This window comes from Streptomyces sp. NPDC051018, from assembly GCF_044456085.1.
GTDB lineage: Bacteria > Actinomycetota > Actinomycetes > Streptomycetales > Streptomycetaceae > Streptomyces.
The window spans coordinates 143,315-161,833 of sequence record NZ_JBITFN010000007.1 but is presented as its reverse complement, the minus strand read 5'-3'; the positions used below and the strand labels follow the sequence as shown (position 1 = coordinate 161,833).

Below are 18,519 nucleotides of genomic sequence, written 5' to 3'. Positions count from 1 at the left end.
AGGGGGTGAGCTACCGGGCCATCGGTACGCAACTCGACGCCGAGTGCCTGCCCAGAGCAGGGCCAGGAAATGGAGTGCCATGACGGTTCGCTCCGTCTGCCGGAAGGCCCGGATCTCCTGCCACAGTCACTCGGCCACAGGGTCAGCCACCAGGGCGCGGACAAGCATCGTGCCCACGGCCCTGCCCTCTGGCGGATCGATCAGAGACACGCATACGTCGGAGAAGCCGTGCCCCGTCAGGCTGCGCCCCCACTCATCCGGGGTGCGGTCGTGCCGCAGTCCGGCTTCTGCGGGCTTGGGCCCCTGGCTTCCCGGGGGCACATGCGAGAAGGCCAGGATGCCGCCCGGGGCCATGCGCGAGCGGATCAGCGGGAGCAGAGTGTCCGGATCGACGAACCACACGGCGCCGAAGATCGAGAGTACGACGTCAAACGTCTCGTCCGTCTCGCTCAGGAACGCCGTCGCCTCCCCCGTATGGAAGGCGATGCCCGGCAGATTGCCCCAGCGCTCCAGCGCGACCGCCTCACGGGCGGGGGCAATGTCCACCCCGTGGCCTGTCGCGCCCAGTGTCACGAGGTGCGCGAGGTTACTGCCGCTCCCCGAGCCGAGTTCCAGAACCCGGCGTCCCGCCACGGGACCCAGGACGCCCTCGTCCGGCCCGTGATCTGCGTACTGGGTCCAGTTCAGCCAGGTCTTGTCGCCCTTGGCGTTCACGGTCCTGCGTGGCTTGCTCCCGGCCGCGTACCTGTCCCAGGACTCAGTCAATGACATGCGGTGATCCTTCCCGGCACAAGGGCCCACACCCAACGTACGGGCGGGGTGGGCCCCAACTCACGTGGTGGCCACTACTACTTGGGCGAGTCGTGGCATCCGGCGTGGCACTGGTTGCAGCCGACCGCGTTCTCCATGCCCCACAGATCGGGGTCAATCTCGAACCCGGCCGCCTTGATGGCCTTGATCGTCTGTTCCAGAACGAGCGGGCCGCCGGTCTTGAGGTCGTAGCCGTCCAGCGTCGCCTTGTCGTCGCTGACGCCCTGGACACCAGCCGCCCCCGGAAGTTCCGGCACGTGGTGGATGTACCGGCCGAAGTGTCGGCCGGTGAAGTGGTGGTACGGGATCGAGTCGAGCATGAACGAGTGCCATGCCTCGTCCACCTGCTTGGACGGGCCCATGAGAAGGTCCGGGTTCTCGGCGCACGTGACCAGGTAGGCGATGGCCTGTCCGAACTTGGCCTCTGCGAGTTCGCGCGTGTTCTCCGGATTGCGGAGGAGGAGGGCTACCTCGCGCTCCCAGACGTCCGGGCGGACGTACGCCTTCGGGTCGCGGATCACTACTGCCGTACTCATGCTGTCTTACCTCCAGGCAATTGGGGGTCCGTGCCGCTCCGGTCGTGTCGTCCACACCTGCGCTTGGGGCACGAGCAAGGCGGCATCAGGCCAGTAGCAAGGGGTCCGCCCTCACTCTCTCGTACAGGGACCGTGGCTTGGTCCGAGTGCCGTCGGCTCTCACCGCGCAAGCGTTGATACGGATGGACACGACGTCCATGTTCCGGACCGGCCGCCGCCATTGCGGCGATGTTCAGGGCGCCCCTCGGGCGTCATGTAGGCGTCACCCCGAGGGCGTCAAACCGGTGTCATTGGGGGCGTGACGTGGCTACCCTCGGATCATGACGACTACGGGCGAGGGCGAGCGAATCCCCAACGACGTGCTGACCTCCGTACGCAAGTCGATGAACCTCAGCCAAGACGAGTTCGCCCGGGGCTTACGTGGCGCAGGCGAGGAGCTGGGGGAGCCGAACGACGCCTCCAAGCGACTCGTGCAACGCTGGGAGTCCGGGGAGACCAGGACATGCCGTCCGCTGTATGCGCGGGCACTAAAGCAGTTCACCGGCCGTGCCCCCGAGTGGCTGGGGTTTGCGATCCCAATGGCACGTGTCCACTCGGACGGGGCAGGAGGCCACGACATGGAGGCTGGGGAAGTCGGCACAGCTGACGCGGCTGCCACAAGCCCGGAGCAAGGGCCGCAGAGCGAGTACGTGGGCATCTGGCTGTCTCGGTACGAGTTCTACTCGTCCAGCCGTGACGAGACATTCGACTGCAAGCATCACATTGTGATCGTCCAGCACGGCAACCGGCTGACAGCCCAGAGTCTGCCCGGAGCGTCGACCAACCCGGACAGCCCGTTGTCTCTGGATCTCACGGTTGACCGGAACGTCGCCACTGGCACATGGACTGAGCAGACGGCTGCTGACGGGTACTACCAGGGCGCCCGGTACCACGGCGCGATTCAGCTGCTCATCGAGCCGACGGGCCGACGCATGACGGGCAAGTGGGTCGGGTTCGGCAAAGACTTCGATGTGAACACGGGCCCGTGGGAACTGCGCCTGCTCGACCGATCCACAGGCCGCGCGAGCATTGAGCGGTACTCGACCACGCCACAGTGAGATACAGGGCGCTCCCCTCCGGGAGCCGCCCCGCGCAGGCGGGCGTCGCGGAGCACCGTAGCGAGTGGCCCGAGGGACAGCATTCGATAGGATCGGGCCATGGCTGCCGTACCGCAGAAGAACCCGCGCGGGGCACCGCACCGGATCGCCGTGCTGGCTCTCCCCGAGGTCATTCCCTTCGAGCTGAGCATCCCCCACCGGATCTTCGGCCGGGCCTTCTCCCCGAGCGGTGATCCGCTGTACGAGGTGATCACCTGCACCGCCGCCCCCGGCCCGGTCTCCACGACGGCCGACTTCGCGGTGTACGTGGACCGCGGCCCGGAAACACTGGCCGAGGCGGACACGGTGATCGTCCCGGCCGCGTACGAACCCCCCGAACTGTTCCGGGAGGGCCGCCTCCCCGCGGAGATCACCGAGGTCCTCGGCCACATCCGCCCCGGCACCCGGCTGGCCTCCATCTGCACCGGCAGCTTCCTGCTGGCCGCGGCCGGATTTCTCGACGGCCGGCCCGCCACCACGCACTGGGACTGGGCCGACCGGCTCCAGCGGTTGTTCCCCTCCGTCCGGGTCGATCCCGACGTGCTGTACATCGACGACGGCGACGTCCTGACCTCGGCGGGTGTGGCGGCCGGGATCGACCTCTGTCTGCACATGGTCCGGCGCGACCACGGGGCGGCGGTCGCCAATGACGTGGCCCGGCGCAGTGTCGTACCCCCGCACCGGGACGGCGGCCAGGCGCAGTACATCCGGCGCCCGGTCCCGGAGGCACGGTCGGCGACGACGTCCATGGCCCGCGACTGGGCGCTGGAGCGGCTGCACGAGCCGATCCGGCTGCGGGACATGGCGGAGCGGGAGTCGATGAGCGTACGCACCTTCACGCGCCGCTTCCGGGACGAGGTCGGTGTGAGCCCCGGGCAGTGGCTCACCCATCAACGGGTCGAGCGGGCACGGCAGCTGCTGGAGTCCACGGACCTCTCGGTCGACCAGGTGGCACGGGACTCGGGCTTCGGCACGGCCCAGTCGATGCGGCAGCATCTCCAGACGGTGCTGGGCGTGGCCCCGACGGTGTACCGCCGAACATTCCGGGCAGATGGGGCGGGGGTGACATAAACCGCGAGAGCGGTGCTCCGGAGTGAGAGCAGTGCTCCGGGACGTGAGCGGTAGGTGCGGACGGAACCGGTGCTCCGGAGCGTGAGCAGCGAGCACGGGCATGAGCAGTGCTCCGGCCTGCACATCGTGCTCCGAAGCGTGAGCAGTGCTCCGAGACGCGATCAGCGCTCCTGAGCACACCGCTCCGAAACAAGAGCACCGCTCTCGGGCCGTCACCAGCCCCACCTGCCAGCACCGTGAACACCGCACCAACACGAGAGCACTGCTCCGATACACGAGCAGCAGTCCGTGTCCCACCGCACCACAGCAAGAGCACCGCACCAACACGAGAGCACTGCTCCCAACCCGGAGCGGGAGCCGCGTGAGCCCGGCCCCGCAACCAGAGCACCGCTCTAGAACGTGAGCACCCCGCGCGCAACACGCCCCCCGTGGGCGTCGTCCGCCGCCCTGGTGAAGTCCTCGATCGGGTAGGTCTCGGTGACGAGTTCGTCCAGCAGCAGCGTGCCCGTCCGGTACATCCCGGCGTAGAGCGCGATGTCGTGCTGCGGACGCGACGAACCGTAACGGCACCCCAGGATCGACTTGTCCAGGAACATCGCCGCCGGCAGGAACGTCGCCTCCGCCGTCGGCGCGGCCATCCCGAGCAGGATCGCCTGGCCGCCGCGGTCCAGCAGGTCGACCGCCTGCCGGATGAGCCCCGTGTGCCCGACGCACTCGAAGACATGGTCCGCCCCGCCGGGCAGAACGGCCGCCACGTCCGGCACCGCCCCCAGGAAGTGCGTCGCCCCGAACGTCCGGGCCGTCTCCTCCTTCGCCGGGTTGGTGTCCACCGCCACGATCACCGACGCCCCCGCGATCCGGGCACCCTGGAGCACGTTCAGGCCGATGCCGCCCGTCCCGATCACCACCACCGTGTCCCCGCGGCCCACCTTCGCGCGGTTGAGGACGGCTCCGACGCCCGTCAGTACCCCGCAGCCGATGAGCGCGGCCGAGGTCAGCGGGATGTCGTCGGGGATCTTCACCGCCTGGACCGCCTTGACGATCGTGCGTTCGGCGAAGGCGGAGTTGGACGCGAACTGGTAGAGACTCTCGCCGCCGCGCGAGAAGGGACGGCCCGGGCGGCCGATCGCCTTGCGGCACATCGTGGGCCGTCCCCGGTCGCAGTCGCCGCACGCACCGCAGTTCGCCAGGGTGGACAGCGCCACATGGTCCCCCGCCGTCACATGCCCCACGCCCGGACCGACGGCCTCCACCACACCCGCGCCCTCGTGCCCGAGGACCACCGGCACAGGGAAGGGAATCGTTCCGTCGATCACCGACAGATCGCTGTGGCACAGCCCCGCCGCCGCGACCGACACCAGGACCTCCCCCGGCCCCGGATCCCGTATCTCCAGATCGTCGACGAACCCGGCCCGCTTGCCGTCGAAGACGACGCCTCTCATCCGGTCTCCCTCGGTAGGCCGAGTACCCGCTCGGCGATGATGTTGCGCTGGATCTCGTCCGAGCCGCCGTAGATGGTGTCGGCGCGGGTGAAGAGGAACATCCGCTGCCCGGCGTCGAGTTCGTACGGCCGCTCCCCGCTCCAGTCGTCCGGACCGACGGTCGCGCCCGGCCCCCGTACGGCCATCGCCAGCTCACCGAGCCGCTGGTGCCAGCCGCCCCAGAGCAGTTTGGCCACGCTGGGCGCGCCGGGGTCGCCTCCGGTGCCGAGGGTGCGCAGGGCGTTCCAGCGCATGGTGCGAAGTTCGGCCCACTGGCGTACGAGACGTGCTCTGATCTCGGGGTCGTCGGCGGCTCCCGTCTCGACGGCCGTACGGATCACCTCGTCCAGTTCCGCCTCGAAGCCGATCTGCTGGACAAGGGTGGACACCCCGCGTTCCAGGGCGAGGAGGCCCATGGCGACCTGCCAGCCGTTGCCCTCACCGCCGACGAGATGTCCGGCGCGGGCGACGGCGCCGTCGAAGAAGACCTCGTTGAACTCGCTGGTGCCGGTCAGCTGGCGGATGGGCCGGACCTCGACCCGGCCCGGCTGGTCCATGGGCACGAGCAGGAAGGACAGCCCGCGGTGGCGGCGCGAGCCCGCTTCGGTGCGGGCCAGGACGAAGCACCAGTCGGCGTCCTGGGCGAGCGAGGTCCAGATCTTCTGGCCGGTGACCCGGTAGGTGTCCCCGTCGCGTACGGCGGTGGTGCGCAGGCCCGCGAGGTCGGATCCGGCGCCGGGTTCGCTGTAGCCCTGGCACCACAGTTCCTCGCCCCGGGCGACGGGCGGCAGGAACCGGTCCTTCTGCTCCTGGGTGCCGAAGGCGATCAGCGTGGGCGCGAGCAGGTTCTCACCGATGTGGCCGACCCGGCCGGGGGCGCGGGCGCGGGCGTACTCCTCGGCCCAGACGACCTGCTGGGACAGGGTGGCGAGCCGGTTGCCCCAGCCGTCCTCGGTCCAGCCGATGCCGATCCACCCGGCGGCGCCGAGGACCCGCTCCCACTCCCGGCGGGCCGCGAGCCCCAGGTGCTCGCTGCCGGGGCCGCCGCCGATACCGCGGTGCGATGCCCGCAGATGGGTCCGCAGCCAGTCGCGGGCTTCGGAGCGGAAGGCCGTGTCGTCCATGCTGGTGCCCTTCTTTGCGCGGGGTGCGGGTTGCGGTTGCGGGCCGGGAGTGCGGGTGGCCTGGCGCGCGGGCCCCAGGAAGCCTCTGGTTCTTCTCGGGGCTCCGCCCCGGACCCCGCGCCGCAAACGTCGGCGAGGCTGAACATGACCCCGCCGTCCCGGAGGCCGGGGAGGCTGAACATGACCCCCGCCGTCCCGGAGGCCGGCGGGTGCGGGCCCCTCAGGTGTTGGGCCGCTCGCCCGACTTCGCGGCGCGCGCCATGTCCTCCAGGACCGCGAGCATCGGCATCGGGTCGGTGCCGACCGTGCCGGGGAGGAAGTCCGCGATCTTCTCGGGGGTCCAGGAGCCCTCGGCGTACCCCGCGCGCAGTTCCCTCGGCTGGGCCCAGACCGCGATCTTGGGCCCGGCGATCGTATAGACCTGGCCGGTGATCTCGCGGGCCCGGTCGGAGAGCAGATAGACCACGAGTGCCGCGACGTCCTCGGGTTCGCCGATCTCCTTCAGCTCCATGGGGACGCCCGCGGACATCCGGGTACGGGCGACGGGGGCGACGGCGTTCGCGGTGACGCCGTACTTGTGCAGCCCCAGTGCGGCGCTGCGGACCAGTGAGATGATCCCGCCCTTCGCGGCGGAGTAGTTGGCCTGGGCGACGGAGCCCTGGTGGTTGCCGCTGGTGAAGCCGAGGAGCGTGCCCGAGCCCTGCTTGCGCATCACGGCGCTCGCCGCCCGGAAGACGGTGAAGGTCCCCTTGAGGTGGGTGGCGACGACAGGGTCCCACTCCTGCTCGGACATGTTGAAGAGCATGCGTTCGCGGAGGATGCCCGCGACGCAGACGACACCGTCGAGCCGCCCGTACTCGGCGAGCGCGACGTCCACGAGACGCTGCCCGCCCGCCATGGTGGAGATGTCGTCGGCGACGGCGACGGCGGTGCCGCCCGCCTCCGCGATCTCGCGGACTACGGCGTCGGCGACCTCGGACGCCGGTTCGCCGCCCTCGACCGAGACGCCGTAGTCGTTCACGACGACCTTCGCACCCTCGGCCGCCGCGGCCAGGGCGACGGCGCGGCCGATGCCGCGTCCCGCTCCGGTGACGGCGATGACCTTGCCTGCCAAGAAGTTCCCCACGCCCGGCCCCTTCCCGCGGTTTCTGACGGACCGTTAGATTCTATGGGCAGTCAGTCAGTCGAGCACAACCCCCAGGAGGCCCGATCCCGATGTCACTGCCACCGGAGTTCCACGAGATCGCCGAGCGCGTGAACAACTGGGGCCGCTGGGGGGAGGCGGACGAGATCGGGACGCTCAACCTGATCACCGACGAGGTCGTACGGGAGGCCGCGGCCACCGTCCGGACGGGCCGGCGGGTCCCCCTCGCGCTGCCGCTCCAGCAGGACGGCGTCCAGACCGGGCTGATCCCGGGCCGGGTGAACCCCCTGCACACGATGGTGCAGATCAATCATGAGATGTTCGGCCCGGGCACGGTCGCGACCAGCGACGACGCCGTGACGATGGGCCTTCAGTCGGCCACGCACTGGGACGCGCTGACCCATGTGTCCCACGGCGGCCGGATCTACAACGGCCGCCCGGCGGACACGGTCACCGCGCACACGGGGGCCCGGTTCAGCGGTATCGACAAGGTGCCGTACCTCGTCTCCCGGGGCGTGCTGCTCGATGTGGCCGGGGCGAAGGGGCTGGAGAGACTTCCTCCGGAGCACGCGGTCACGCCGGAGGACCTCGACGAGGCGGCGGAGTTCGGCGGGGTGACGGTCGGGGCGGGGGACATCGTGCTCGTACGCACCGGTCAGGCCCAGGTGCTGCTCGGCGGTGACAAGCACGGGTACGGCTTCCCGTCGCCGGGGCTGTCCGTGCGGACGCCGGAGTGGTTCCACGCCCGCGATGTCGCCGCCGTCGCGAACGACACCCTCACCTTCGAGATCATCCCGCCCGAGATCGAGGACCTGTGGCTGCCGGTGCACGCGCTGGACCTGGTCGAGATGGGCATGCTCCAGGGCCAGAACTGGAATCTGGAGAACTTGTCCACAGCCTGTGGAGAACATCGGCGGTACGCCTTCTGGCTGTCCGCGATGCCGGAACCCTTCGTCGGCGGCACGGGGACACCCGTCGCCCCCGTCGCGGTCTTCTAGGGCCTGCCACACGGGCCGCCACCCGCGCTCGCCACCGCCGGAAGTGGTGCTCGGACGGGCGTACGGGGAGGGGGTGCCTTGCCTGTCCGTGTACGGCGCCCGAGGTCCGGGCGAGGGCGGGGTACGGCACCAGGGCCCCGAGGCTCCCCGGGCACTCCGCCCGCGCCCCGCCGCGAGGACCGGGACCCCGCTGCCGGGGGATCCACCGGTTACGGCGGCGCCCGGACCGCGCGTACAACCGGCGCCCGGCACCGGGACCGCGCGCCGCCGCCGGGCCGCCCGGCCGCGCCTCCGCCGGACTACCGCCCGGCCGCCCTACCGCCGTACCGTCGCAAGGCCCCGGGGCCCGCGCGCGTACGCCATCTCCGGCACGCCCCGGTCCACCTCGCACCAGATCGCCTTGCCGGCGCCCTCACGCTCCCAGCCCCAGCGGTCGGCGAGCCCGTCGACCAGTTCGAGACCGCGGCCGTTGGTGTCGTCGTCGTCCGCGCTGCGGCGCCTCGGGGGGCGGGAGCAGTTGTCGGCGACCTCGACGCGGACCGTGCCGGCCTCCGCCGCGCCCGCGCCGAAGAGCATGCGCAGCACGGCGGGACAGCCGGTGTGCACCACGGCGTTGGTGACCAGCTCCGAGATCAGCAGGATCAAGGTCTCGGCCAGCGGCTCGTCGTCCCCTATCCCGGATCCGACGAGCCGCGAACGCGCCCATCTCCGGGCCCGCCCCACCTCCGCGGGATCGGGTCCGACCTCCAACTGAACCTGGAGCACCTGCACCGCTCACACCATCCGAACCGGCGGACACTTCGCCTCGCGCCTCGACTGGGTCATCGACAACCTCGACCAGGTCACTGAACGTGACTCCCTTACGAGACAGCATGGTTGACGTACAGTCACCGCAACAAGCGCTTCAGGCATATTCCAGCGCCAAGGAGTACCCGTGGTGCATACTGTGCGACGCCCGCTGCGGGGAGTCGAACAGAGGCTCGCGAGCCGCTCATCCGTGGCGTGAGCGGCGCGCATTCCCGGACGCGGAGCCGCCTCATCGGCAACACCGCGACATCCCCGCCTCGGAACGACTCGCATCTCACGGAGCGTACCGGAGCGATGCCCCGGCGACGGCCCGTGACGAGTCATCCGAAGGACACAACCCGGTATCGACACAACGTGACGCTTCAGAGTGCTATGGCGAGAGCTTCCGCCTGGATCTCCTCCGCCTCGGCCGCCGTGGGCCACATCCGGGCGCGGACCCAGGCCCGTTTGAGATGCAGATGGACATCGGCCTCCCAGGTGAAGCCCATGCCGCCGTGGACCTGGAGGCAGTCGCGGGCGTTGTGTACGGCGGCGTCGTCCGCGAGGAGTTTGGCCCCGGCGATCTCGGTGGGGTCCCCGGTGACGGCGGCGGCGTAGACGGCACTGCGGGCGAGTTCCGTGCGTACGAGCATCTGAGCACACAGATGCTTCACGGCCTGGAAGGCGCCCACGGGCTGCCCGAACTGCTCGCGTTCCTTGGCGTACCGCACGGCCATCCCGGTCGTACGGCCCGCGCTGCCGAGCTGTTCGGCGGCGGTGAGCAGGGCGGCGAGGGGGTCGGGGGTCCCGGGGGCGGCGACCCGGTGGAGCGGGGTGAGGGGGTCGACGGACCGCAGGGGTACGGGCCCGGCCTCGTCCCCGTCGTCGGCCCGCCCGGCCTCGTCCCCGTCACCGGCCCGCCCGGGCGCGTCCCCGCCACCAGTCCGCCCGGCCGGATCCCCGCCGTCGGCACGGTCGGCCCCGGGCCCAGCCGGGACCCCGGCCCCGGAACCGGAACCGCGACCGGCCCCGTCGGCATCGTCCATGGCCCCGGACCCGCCGCCCCCGCCACCGTCCGTGGAGCCCTCGCCCCCGCCCCTGACAGGACCGGGCGCGCCCATGACATGGTCGGCCGCATCGAGCCAGGCGATGAGCCCGGAGTCCACCCGGGCGACGACCGCCTCCCCGGTGGCGGCCCCTTCCACCGTCCCGGCCGCGAGATGGGTGGCCACCAGCGGCCCGGGCAGCAGCGTCCGCCCGGCCTCCTCGAAGACGAGGACGGCCTCCACCGTGCCGAGCCCGACCCCGCCCCGCTCCTCGGGCAGCCGCAGCGAGAAGAACCCGGCGTCACCGAGAGCCCGCCACAGTTCCCGGTCGAGCCCGCCCGTGCCGACCGCCCTGCGCAGCGCCTCCGCGTCGAACACCCGCTCCAGCAGCTCACGGACGCCCGCGCGCAGCGCGCGCTGGTCGTCGGAGAGTTGGAAGTCCATGTCATCCACCGCCCTTCGGGGGTTTCGGCAGGCCGAGGATGCGCTCGGCGATGATGTTCCGCTGGATCTGCGAGGTGCCCGCGGCGATGGTGTACGAGAGGGAGGACAGCCGGTCGAGGGTCCACTCGTGGCCGAGGTCCAGCGAATCGGCGCCGAGGACGTCGGCCGCCGTGTCGTACAGCTCCTGGCGGGCGTGGGAGTAGCGGAGCTTGAAGACGGAGCCGCCGGTGCCGGGGACGCCGCCGGTGCGCTGGGACTCGCTGACGTTCCACTGGATGAGCCGCCACAGGGCCCCGAACTCGGCGTGCAGCCGCCCCAGCCGCCGCCGCAGGACCGGATCGTCCCAGCGTCCGCTCGCACGGGCGGAGGCGGCGAGGGCGCCCAGGGTACGGCGGCAGGCGACGACCTCGCCGACGAAGGCGGTGCCCCGTTCGAAGGAGAGGGTGACCATGGTGACGCGCCAGCCGTCGTTCTCCTCTCCGATCCGGTGGGTGACGGGCACCCGTACCTCGTCGAGGAACATCTCCGCGAACTCCGCCGACCCGGCGAGCGTGCGCAGCGGCCGTACGGTGACACCGGGCGCGTCCATGGGCAGGGCGAGCCAGCTGATACCCCGGTGCCGGGGGGCGGTCGGGTCGGTCCGTACGAGCAGTTCGCACCAGTCGGCGACCTCGGCGTGGGAGGTCCAGATCTTGGAGCCTGTGACGATGTAGGAGTCGCCGTCCCGGACGGCCCGGGTGCGCAGGGACGCCAGGTCCGATCCGGCGTCCGGTTCGCTGAAGCCCTGGCACCAGATCTCGTCGCCGCGCAGGATCGGCGGCAGCCACCGTTCGCGCTGGGCCCCGGTGCCCTCCGCGGCGATCGTGGGACCGGCGTGCAGCAGGCCGACGAAGTTCGCTCCGACGTAGGGGGCTCCGGCGCGTTCGGTCTCCTCCAGGAAGATCAGGCGCTGGGTGGGGGACGCGTCCCAGTGGAGGTCCGCGTATCCGGCGTCGTACAGCATCCGCTGCCAGGTGGTGTCGTACGCCCGGCGGCCCGGCCAGTCGTCGGGGGACGGCTTCGGGGGCAGCCGGTGCAGCGCGCCGCCCAGCCAGGTCCGCAGCCGGGCCCGGAAGTCCTCTTCCTCCTCCGTGTACGTGAGATCCACTAGCGGTCCCGGTCCGGCCGCGTACCGTGTTCCCCGCCGGAAGCCGGGGCGCCGGAGGCCGGAACACCCGCGGCCGGAGTGCCGGAAGCCGGCCCTTCGGGCGCCGGCGGCCCGGGGTTCCTGCCGCCGCGGTCCAGATCGAGGTCCAGCATGCGGATGGCGTTGCCGCGCATCAGCTTGTAGACCGTCTCGTCGTCGAGGCCCTTCACATGGTCGAGCGCGACCTCCTTGGTGTGCGGGAAGGTCGAGTCGACATGGGGGTAGTCGGTCTCGAAGGTGGCGTTGTCCCGGCCGACGACGTCCAGCGAGGCGATCCCGTGCTTGTCCCGGAAGAAGCAGCAGAAGATCTGCCGGTAGTAGTACGTGGACGGCGGCTCGGGGATCAGGTCCCGGACCCCGCCCCAGGCCCGGTGCTCCTCCCACACGTCGTCGGCGCGCTCCAGGGCGTAGGGGATCCAGCCCATCTGGCCCTCGCTGTACGCCAGCTTCAGCGCCGGGAACTTCACCAGGACGCCGCTGAAGAGGAAGTCCATCATCGAGGCCATGGCGTTGTTGAAGCTGAGGGACGCCTGGACGGCGGGCGGGGCGTCGGGGGAGGCCGCGGGCATCTGGGAGCTGGACCCGATATGCATATTGACGACCGTTCCGGTCTCCTGGCAGACCGCGAAGAACGGGTCCCAGTAGCCGGAGTGGATCGACGGCAGCCCGAGGTAGGTCGGGATCTCGGAGAAGGTCACGGCACGCACGCCCCGGGCCGCGTTGCGCCTGACCTCGGCGACGGCGAGGCCGATGTCCCACAGCGGGATGATGCAGAGCGGGATCAGCCGTCCGCCGCTGTCGCCGCACCACTCCTCCACCATCCAGTCGTTGTACGCCCGCACACAGGCGAGCGCGACCTCCTTGTCGTGCGCCTCGGCGAAGGTCTGTCCGCAGAAGCGCGGGAAGGTGGGGAAGCACAGGGACGCCTCGACATGGTTGAGGTCCATATCGGCGAGGCGGGCCCGCGGGTCCCAGCAGCCCCGGCGCATCTGCTCACGGGTGATGCCTTCGAGCGTCATCTCGTCCCGGTCGAAACCGACGGCGGCGATATTGCGCTTGTAGGGGAACTTGAGGTCCTCGTAGATCCACCAGTCGGTCGGCGGACCGTCGGGATCCATGGTGATCTGGTACTTGCCGCCGACGTACGCCAGCTCTCCGATGCCCGCGGTGAGCGGCTTCGGCCCCCTGTCGCGGTATTTCGCCGGGAGCCAGGTCTCGAAGAGGTGCGCCGGTTCGATGACATGGTCGTCGACGCTGACGATCCGAGGAAGTGCGGTCATGGTGCGTGTCCCCTCCGCCGTGCCGTGCGTGCTCTGCCCTGAATGGCGAATCTGATGACCCGTCAGAAATCAGGCTAGCCCCGCACCCCTGGACCGACAAGCGGCAGCGGCCTACCCTCTCCAGAATGCCTGACGATCCGTCAGCTCTTGTCGTTTTCGTGGAGGCGTTCGTGGAGACGTACGAGGAGTCGTCCGTGGAGGCGTACGGGATGAACGGGACCGCGCACGCGCTCGGCCGGTCGCGCACCCTGTGGGAACTGGTCCGGCGGCGCGCCGAGCTGTCCCCCGACCGCCCGGTCTTCCTCCAGGACGACCGGACGCTGACCTTCGGCGAACTGCGCGAGCGCGCCGAGGAGTGCGCCGCCGGGCTGTACGGGCTCGGGGTGCGCCCCGGCACGGTGGTCGTCTGGCAGCTGCCCACCAGGATCGAGACGGCACTGCTCACCGCCGCCCTGGCCCGGCTCGGGGCCGTACAGTCGCCGGTCATCCCGTACTACCGGGACCGCGAGGTGGCGTTCGCGCTGCGCGAGTCGAAGGCGGAGTTCTTCGCGGTGCCGGGCGAGTGGCGGGGCTTCGACCACAGGGCGATGGCGGAGCGCATCGGCGCGCGCGGGGTGTTCGAGGCGTACGGAGGGCTGCCGTCGGGCGACCCCTCGGCCCTGCCCCCCGAGCCGGCCGACGGCACCGAGGTCCGGTGGATCTACTGGACCTCGGGCACCACCTCCGACCCCAAGGGCGTGCTGCACACCGACCGTTCCCTGATCGCGGGCGGCTCGACCCTCGCGCACGCGCTGCGTCTGACCGAGGACGACATCGGTTCGATCGCCTTCCCCTTCGCGCACATCGGCGGCGCGGACTATCTGGTGATGCTGCTGCTGTACGGGTTCCCCGCGGTCCTCTTCGAGAAGTTCGCGCTGCCACACGCCCTGGCGGAGTACCGGCGCCACGGGGTGACCACGGCGGGCGGCTCCACGGCCTTCTACTCGATGTTCCTCGCCGAACAGCGCAAACGGCCCGGTGAGAAGCTGATCCCCACCCTGCGGCTGCTGGCGGGCGGGGGCGCGCCCAAGCCGCCGGAGCTGTACCACGCCGTCGTACGGGAGATGGGCTGCCAGCTCACCCACGGCTACGGCATGACCGAGGTGCCCATGATCACCATGGGCGCGCCGGACGACACGGCGGAGAACCTGGCGACGACCGAGGGACGGCCGCCCGAGGGCATGGAGATCCGTATCGTCGACGGCGAGGTGCGGCTGCGGGGGGAGGCCGTCTGCCGGGGGTATCTCGACCCGGCGCAGTCGGCGGGCGTCTTCGACGAGGACGGCTTTCTGATCACGGGTGACATCGGGCATCTGACCGAGGACGGCCATCTCGTGCTGACGGGGCGGCTGAAGGACGTCATCATCCGCAAGGGCGAGAACGTCTCCGCGAAGGAGATCGAGGACCTGCTGCACGCGCACCCCGGCGTCGCGGACGCGGCGGTGATCGGCCTGCCGGACCCGGACCGGGGCGAGCGGGTGTGCGCCGTGGTCGAACAGCCCCCGGGCGCGGGGGAGCTGACCCTGGAAGCACTCACGGACTATCTGCGCGGCGAGGGGCTGTCCCCGTACAAACTCCCGGAGCAGCTGGAGGTGGTGGATGCGCTGCCGCGCAACGAGACCTTGCGGAAGGTGCTGAAGTACAAGCTGCGGGAACGATTCGGGGGCTGACGGCGGGGCCTGGGCCCCTGGCTGCTGGTCGGTGCTCGCCCAGGGGCCCTTCTACCGTCCGACCTGGGGTCATTCCGGAGCGGGCCGCCGGGATCCGTTCAGGCCAGAAGGATGTGGAAGGCTCCCTCGTTCCCCGTGCAACCGTGGATCTCCAGGCCTTGTCTCCACGGGCATGACACTCATTCGGCGGCCGCGATCGACCCGGGACGATCGGGAGCTACGGCTGTGGCGGGTCGGCCGGGCCCTGACCGTCACCTTCGCCGTCGCTGTCCTGGTCGCGGGCGGGGTCTTCTACGGTCTGGTGGCCCTGTTGGACTTCCGGGAGATCGACAGCACCGCGAAGCTCGACGCGAAGACGCTCTTCGACCTGGTCAAGCTCTCCTTCGGCGTGGTCGCCGGGGCCGGCGCGCTCGTCGCGTTGGTCGTCGCCTACCGCCGCCAGCGCGTCGACAAGGCAGGCGCCCACCGGGAGGCCACCCGGCTGCACACCGAGCGGTTCACCGCCGCCGTCGAGCAGCTCGGTTCGGACTCCCCGGCCGTCCGCCTCGGCGGCGTTCACGCCCTGGCCGGTCTGGCCGACGACGCCCCCGACGACAGCCTGCGCCAGACCTGCGTCGACGTTCTGTGCGCCTACCTCCAGCTCCCCTTCACCCCCGACCCCGGCGACGTCCCCGGCCACCGGGAGGAACACCACCGCTACCTGGCCTTCCGCAAGGTCCGGCACACCATCCTGCGCCTCATCGGCGACCACTACCGACGTCCCAGGGGGACCCACCGCTCCTGGCAGGGCTGCGACCTCGACCTCACCGGTGTCACCATCGACGGGAACATGGACTTCAGTGGCGCGAACTTCTCGGGTGGCACGGTGAGCTTCGGCGGCGCGGTGTTCTCCGACAGCACAGTGGACTTCGAAGGCACGACATTCTCCGGCGGCACGGTGCACTTCGGCGGTGCCGAGTTCTCCGGCGGCCTGGTGCACTTCGGCGGTGCCGAGTTCTCCGGCAGCGCGGTGGGCTTCGGTGGTGCCGAGTTCTCCGGCAGTACGGTGTACTTCGAAGGCGCGACGTTCTCCGGCGGCACGGTGCACTTCGAAAGCGCTGTGTTCTCGGGCGGCACGGTGTACTTCAACGACGCGACGTTCTCCGGCAGCCGGATGAGGTTCAGTCACGCGACATTCTCCGGCAGCACGGTGCACTTCAACGACGCGGCCTTCTCCGGCAGCCCTATGGGCTTCAGCGGGGTGGCGTTCTCCGGCGGCCGGGTGCACTTCAACGACGCGGCGTTCTCCGGCGGCCTGGTGTACTTCGGCCACGCGACGTTCTCCGACGGCACGGTGCACTTCGACGACGCGACGTTCTCCGGCGGCCGGGTGCGCTTCGACGATGCCACAGGGCCGGCTCCCGATGGGCTTCTCGCCTCCGTCGGCCCGTCTGCTTCTGTGATGGTCACGCTTCCCTCCGCCTGGCTGCCCTCACCGGCGTAGCTCCGAGGGAGGCGGGCTTGGGGAACGGGCGGGCGCGGGCCGTCCGGCTGCGGGTGAGTCGGACGGCAGGCTGTCACCGGTCGTGTGGCGGGCCCCGATCCGTTACGGATGATCCGTCACCTACGGTCCGTCAGGCGTGCTCCGTCATCCGCGACCGGTCGCATACGACTGTTCACCTGTGGCCGGTGACATACGACCGCCCACGTGTGACCCGTGACGTGCGGCTGGTCACACGTGGGCTGCCGGAACGTTCGCGGGTGCGTACTCCGCGTGTCATCTCCTGGGGCGTCCGCGGAGGGACTCGACCGCGAAGGCGGCGGTCAGCAGCAGCCCGGCGAGGGCCGCGAAGACGGCCGGACCGGGCCCGGCCGGGACGCCGTTCTCCCGGACCGCGCCCATGAAGTCGCCCATGGGAACGCCGTTGGCCACCGCGTACCAGAGCGGGAGGTAGCCCGCCTGGAAGAGCCGGTGGCTGCGGCTGAGCGTGCCGACGGCCAGGGCGAGGGACGGGATGAAGAGCACTCCGCCCCACCAGGCGGCCACACCCGGCCAGTCCCCCTGACCCGTCATCCGGATCAGCGGCCCCACTCCGGCCAGGGCGGTGAGGGCCAGCCCGGAGATCCATTCGGCGAACATCCTGCGGCGCGGTGCGGGATACGCCCCGAGGAGCGCGTCGACGCCGTGCTCGTACCGCTGGGTACCGAGCCGGGACCAGATCAGCACGGGCCAGATCCAGGCGACGGGCAGGACCATGCGGGTCACTCCGGACACCGGTGTCATGGTCAGGGCCACCGCGGTGATCCCCGCGAGGCCCAGCCACCACCACCAGGCCACGCCCCGCAGAAGGACCCGCAGTTCACCGGCGAGCACCGCCCCGAGGGAGCGGGCCGAGCGGCCGGCCCGGACCTCCGTGGCCGGGAGGGCGCGGAACTCCGTGGCCGTTCTGCCCCCTAGTCTCCCCGACCGGCACGTCCTGGAATCCGCCGCCGACGCCCTGGCCGCCGCCCTGGTCGTACGGGGAGGGCCAGGCCACCCCCGGCACCCCGGCGGACCGCGACCGCGCGTCCTCCACCAGTGCTGCGATCCGCTTCACCCAGACCCGGTCGGGGTCGAACCGGTGGAACCAGAGCGCCGGCACCAGCGCGAGTGCGACCGCCACCAGGACGAGACCCGCCCGGTCCAGCAGATACGCTCCGTCGGGCACGTAGCCGTCCCAGACGAACGTCCGCAGCGGTTCCTCGACCAGGGTCAGGCCGAGGCTGAACTCCCCCGACACCTTCACCTTCCCGGCGAGTACGTCGTCCCGCATCGAACGGACGACGTCATGGACGCCGATCCCCCCGAGCGGCGCGTTCGCCCCCTGTCCGCCCATGGCGAGCACCATCCAGACGAAGAACCACACCACGTTGCCCAGTCCCGCGCCGAGCAACGGCACCGCCTCGAAGAGCAGCGCGCACGCGGCCGTGAGGATCACCGCGGGAAGGGTGACGACGGCGAACGGCGTCAGCAGCGCGACCGGGTCGACGGCCGTGTCCTCGCCGCGCGCGAGTTGCAGTACGAGCGCGGTGACGGCCAGGACGCCCACCATGGAACCGAGCACCAGCACATTGCTCAGGAACCTCGCCCCGAGGTAGCCGGTGCGGGTCAGCGGGGTCGCCGTGAGCAGACGGCCGACGCCGGTGGCGTGGTCCCGGGAGACCCCGTTGCGTACGACGTAGAAGCCGATGAGCATCAGCCAGAGCGCGCCCGCGAGCGCGATCGCCGTTCCGGTGTAGGCGCTGTTGTAGACGCCACGGTGGTCGCCGATCTGGATGACGACCCACCGCGCGTCGGCGGCGGGCACGGCGAGCCAGCCCAGCGCGACGGCGGTCGCCAGCGTCGCGCCGTACGCGGGCCGGCGGGCCCGGTCGAGGAAGTCGGCGACGGCGAGCCGGTGCGGAGCGCCCACGGTCACCGCCACCCCGTCTCCGGACGGAGCGGCATCGGCCCCGGGCCCGGAGGCCCTTGCGCGGGGCCGGAGTCACGGGGAACGCCCGGCGCCGGACCGGGTGTTCCAGAGGGGTCCGGTGTTCCGGAAGGGCCGGTTGGTACGGAGGAGGCGGGAGCTCCGAGGGAACCGGGTGGCCCGAACGAGCCGGAGGGTCCGAACGAGCCGGATGGTCCGGGAGGCCCCGGCACCCCCGATGAACCAGGCGGAGGCCCACCACCCCGCGCCGGGCCGGACCCGGACGCACCCGGCGCCCCGGGGGACCCGTCCACGGGCGCCCCGCCACCGGGCCCCCGTC

The 18,519-nt window shown here is 71.1% G+C and carries 16 protein-coding genes; 5 read left to right on the top strand and 11 right to left on the bottom strand.

From position 1 onward, the window contains the following. Positions 1 to 126: 126 nt before the first annotated feature. Complete coding sequence (locus ACIBCM_RS14670) at positions 127 to 771, bottom strand: class I SAM-dependent methyltransferase (RefSeq protein ID WP_399242992.1); 645 nt, start codon at positions 769 to 771, stop codon at positions 127 to 129. A 77-nt stretch (positions 772 to 848) separates the two neighbouring features. Continuing rightward, on the bottom strand, positions 849 to 1,346 hold the full coding sequence (locus ACIBCM_RS14665; protein WP_399242990.1) for a glycine-rich domain-containing protein: 498 nt from the start codon (positions 1,344 to 1,346) through the stop codon (positions 849 to 851). A 320-nt stretch (positions 1,347 to 1,666) separates the two neighbouring features. On the opposite strand from ACIBCM_RS14665, the gene ACIBCM_RS14660 reads away from it, so the two are divergent. Both ACIBCM_RS14660 and ACIBCM_RS14655 read left to right on the top strand, forming a co-directional pair. Beyond that, positions 1,667 to 2,443, top strand: a complete 777-nt coding sequence (locus ACIBCM_RS14660; RefSeq protein WP_399242988.1) for a helix-turn-helix domain-containing protein — start codon at positions 1,667 to 1,669, stop codon at positions 2,441 to 2,443. Between the two features lie 99 nt (positions 2,444 to 2,542). Continuing rightward, entirely contained in the window at positions 2,543 to 3,553 is a 1,011-nt protein-coding gene (locus ACIBCM_RS14655) for a GlxA family transcriptional regulator (protein WP_399242986.1), read from the top strand. Positions 3,554 to 3,945: 392 nt separating this feature from the next. On the opposite strand, the gene ACIBCM_RS14650 is transcribed toward ACIBCM_RS14655, so the two are convergent. From ACIBCM_RS14650 to ACIBCM_RS14640, 3 genes are all read right to left on the bottom strand, one after another. Beyond that, a complete protein-coding gene (locus tag ACIBCM_RS14650; RefSeq protein ID WP_399242984.1) occupies positions 3,946 to 4,995 on the bottom strand; it encodes a Zn-dependent alcohol dehydrogenase in 1,050 nt (349 codons plus the stop codon). After that, positions 4,992 to 6,158, bottom strand: coding sequence for an acyl-CoA dehydrogenase family protein (locus ACIBCM_RS14645; RefSeq protein ID WP_399242982.1), 1,167 nt, complete (start codon positions 6,156 to 6,158; stop codon positions 4,992 to 4,994). Before ACIBCM_RS14645 ends, ACIBCM_RS14650 begins: the two co-directional genes overlap by 4 nt. A gap of 220 nt (positions 6,159 to 6,378) precedes the next feature. Beyond that, entirely contained in the window at positions 6,379 to 7,284 is a 906-nt protein-coding gene (locus ACIBCM_RS14640) for an SDR family oxidoreductase (protein ID WP_399242980.1), read from the bottom strand. An 89-nt stretch (positions 7,285 to 7,373) separates the two neighbouring features. Between ACIBCM_RS14640 and ACIBCM_RS14635 the strand changes: the two genes are divergently transcribed. Beyond that, positions 7,374 to 8,300, top strand: a complete 927-nt coding sequence (locus ACIBCM_RS14635) for a cyclase family protein (RefSeq protein WP_399242979.1) — start codon at positions 7,374 to 7,376, stop codon at positions 8,298 to 8,300. A gap of 315 nt (positions 8,301 to 8,615) precedes the next feature. Here ACIBCM_RS14635 and ACIBCM_RS14630 read toward each other — a convergent pair whose 3' ends face one another. The 4 genes from ACIBCM_RS14630 to ACIBCM_RS14615 form a co-directional block, all read right to left on the bottom strand. Next, entirely contained in the window at positions 8,616 to 9,071 is a 456-nt protein-coding gene (locus ACIBCM_RS14630; RefSeq protein ID WP_399242977.1) for an ATP-binding protein, read from the bottom strand. Between the two features lie 398 nt (positions 9,072 to 9,469). Beyond that, positions 9,470 to 10,576 (bottom strand): acyl-CoA dehydrogenase family protein, encoded by a 1,107-nt coding sequence (locus tag ACIBCM_RS14625; RefSeq protein WP_399242975.1) that lies wholly within the window; start codon positions 10,574 to 10,576, stop codon positions 9,470 to 9,472. Between the two features lies 1 nt (position 10,577). Then, on the bottom strand, positions 10,578 to 11,723 hold the full coding sequence (locus ACIBCM_RS14620; protein ID WP_399242973.1) for an acyl-CoA dehydrogenase family protein: 1,146 nt from the start codon (positions 11,721 to 11,723) through the stop codon (positions 10,578 to 10,580). Beyond that, positions 11,723 to 13,042, bottom strand: coding sequence for an amidohydrolase family protein (locus tag ACIBCM_RS14615; protein ID WP_399242971.1), 1,320 nt, complete (start codon positions 13,040 to 13,042; stop codon positions 11,723 to 11,725). The genes ACIBCM_RS14620 and ACIBCM_RS14615 overlap by 1 nt, the downstream gene beginning before the upstream one ends. 209 nt (positions 13,043 to 13,251) lie before the next feature. On the opposite strand from ACIBCM_RS14615, the gene ACIBCM_RS14610 reads away from it, so the two are divergent. Then, positions 13,252 to 14,751, top strand: a complete 1,500-nt coding sequence (locus ACIBCM_RS14610; protein WP_399243321.1) for a class I adenylate-forming enzyme family protein — start codon at positions 13,252 to 13,254, stop codon at positions 14,749 to 14,751. 172 nt (positions 14,752 to 14,923) lie between these two features. Further along, a complete protein-coding gene (locus tag ACIBCM_RS14605; protein ID WP_399242969.1) occupies positions 14,924 to 16,234 on the top strand; it encodes a pentapeptide repeat-containing protein in 1,311 nt (436 codons plus the stop codon). 273 nt (positions 16,235 to 16,507) lie between these two features. Here ACIBCM_RS14605 and ACIBCM_RS14600 read toward each other — a convergent pair whose 3' ends face one another. Together ACIBCM_RS14600 and ACIBCM_RS14595 are read right to left on the bottom strand one after the other, a co-directional pair. After that, positions 16,508 to 17,104 (bottom strand): hypothetical protein, encoded by a 597-nt coding sequence (locus ACIBCM_RS14600; protein WP_399242967.1) that lies wholly within the window; start codon positions 17,102 to 17,104, stop codon positions 16,508 to 16,510. After that, positions 17,091 to 18,194 carry an ABC transporter permease gene (locus ACIBCM_RS14595; protein ID WP_399242965.1) on the bottom strand — a complete coding sequence of 368 codons (1,104 nt, stop codon included), beginning with the start codon at positions 18,192 to 18,194 and terminating at the stop codon, positions 17,091 to 17,093. Before ACIBCM_RS14595 ends, ACIBCM_RS14600 begins: the two co-directional genes overlap by 14 nt. Positions 18,195 to 18,519 lie beyond the last annotated feature (325 nt).

Coding starts and splice junctions, on each gene's coding strand:
- ACIBCM_RS14625 (WP_399242975.1), bottom strand. CDS start 10,576: ATGGACTTCCAACTCTCCGACGACCAGCGCGCGCTGCGCGCGGGCGTC.
- ACIBCM_RS14645 (WP_399242982.1), bottom strand. CDS start 6,158: ATGGACGACACGGCCTTCCGCTCCGAAGCCCGCGACTGGCTGCGGACC.
- ACIBCM_RS14635 (WP_399242979.1), top strand. CDS start 7,374: ATGTCACTGCCACCGGAGTTCCACGAGATCGCCGAGCGCGTGAACAAC.
- ACIBCM_RS14655 (WP_399242986.1), top strand. CDS start 2,543: ATGGCTGCCGTACCGCAGAAGAACCCGCGCGGGGCACCGCACCGGATC.
- ACIBCM_RS14615 (WP_399242971.1), bottom strand. CDS start 13,042: ATGACCGCACTTCCTCGGATCGTCAGCGTCGACGACCATGTCATCGAA.
- ACIBCM_RS14610 (WP_399243321.1), top strand. CDS start 13,252: ATGAACGGGACCGCGCACGCGCTCGGCCGGTCGCGCACCCTGTGGGAA.
- ACIBCM_RS14660 (WP_399242988.1), top strand. CDS start 1,667: ATGACGACTACGGGCGAGGGCGAGCGAATCCCCAACGACGTGCTGACC.
- ACIBCM_RS14650 (WP_399242984.1), bottom strand. CDS start 4,995: ATGAGAGGCGTCGTCTTCGACGGCAAGCGGGCCGGGTTCGTCGACGAT.
- ACIBCM_RS14605 (WP_399242969.1), top strand. CDS start 14,924: ATGACACTCATTCGGCGGCCGCGATCGACCCGGGACGATCGGGAGCTA.
- ACIBCM_RS14665 (WP_399242990.1), bottom strand. CDS start 1,346: ATGAGTACGGCAGTAGTGATCCGCGACCCGAAGGCGTACGTCCGCCCG.
- ACIBCM_RS14670 (WP_399242992.1), bottom strand. CDS start 771: ATGTCATTGACTGAGTCCTGGGACAGGTACGCGGCCGGGAGCAAGCCA.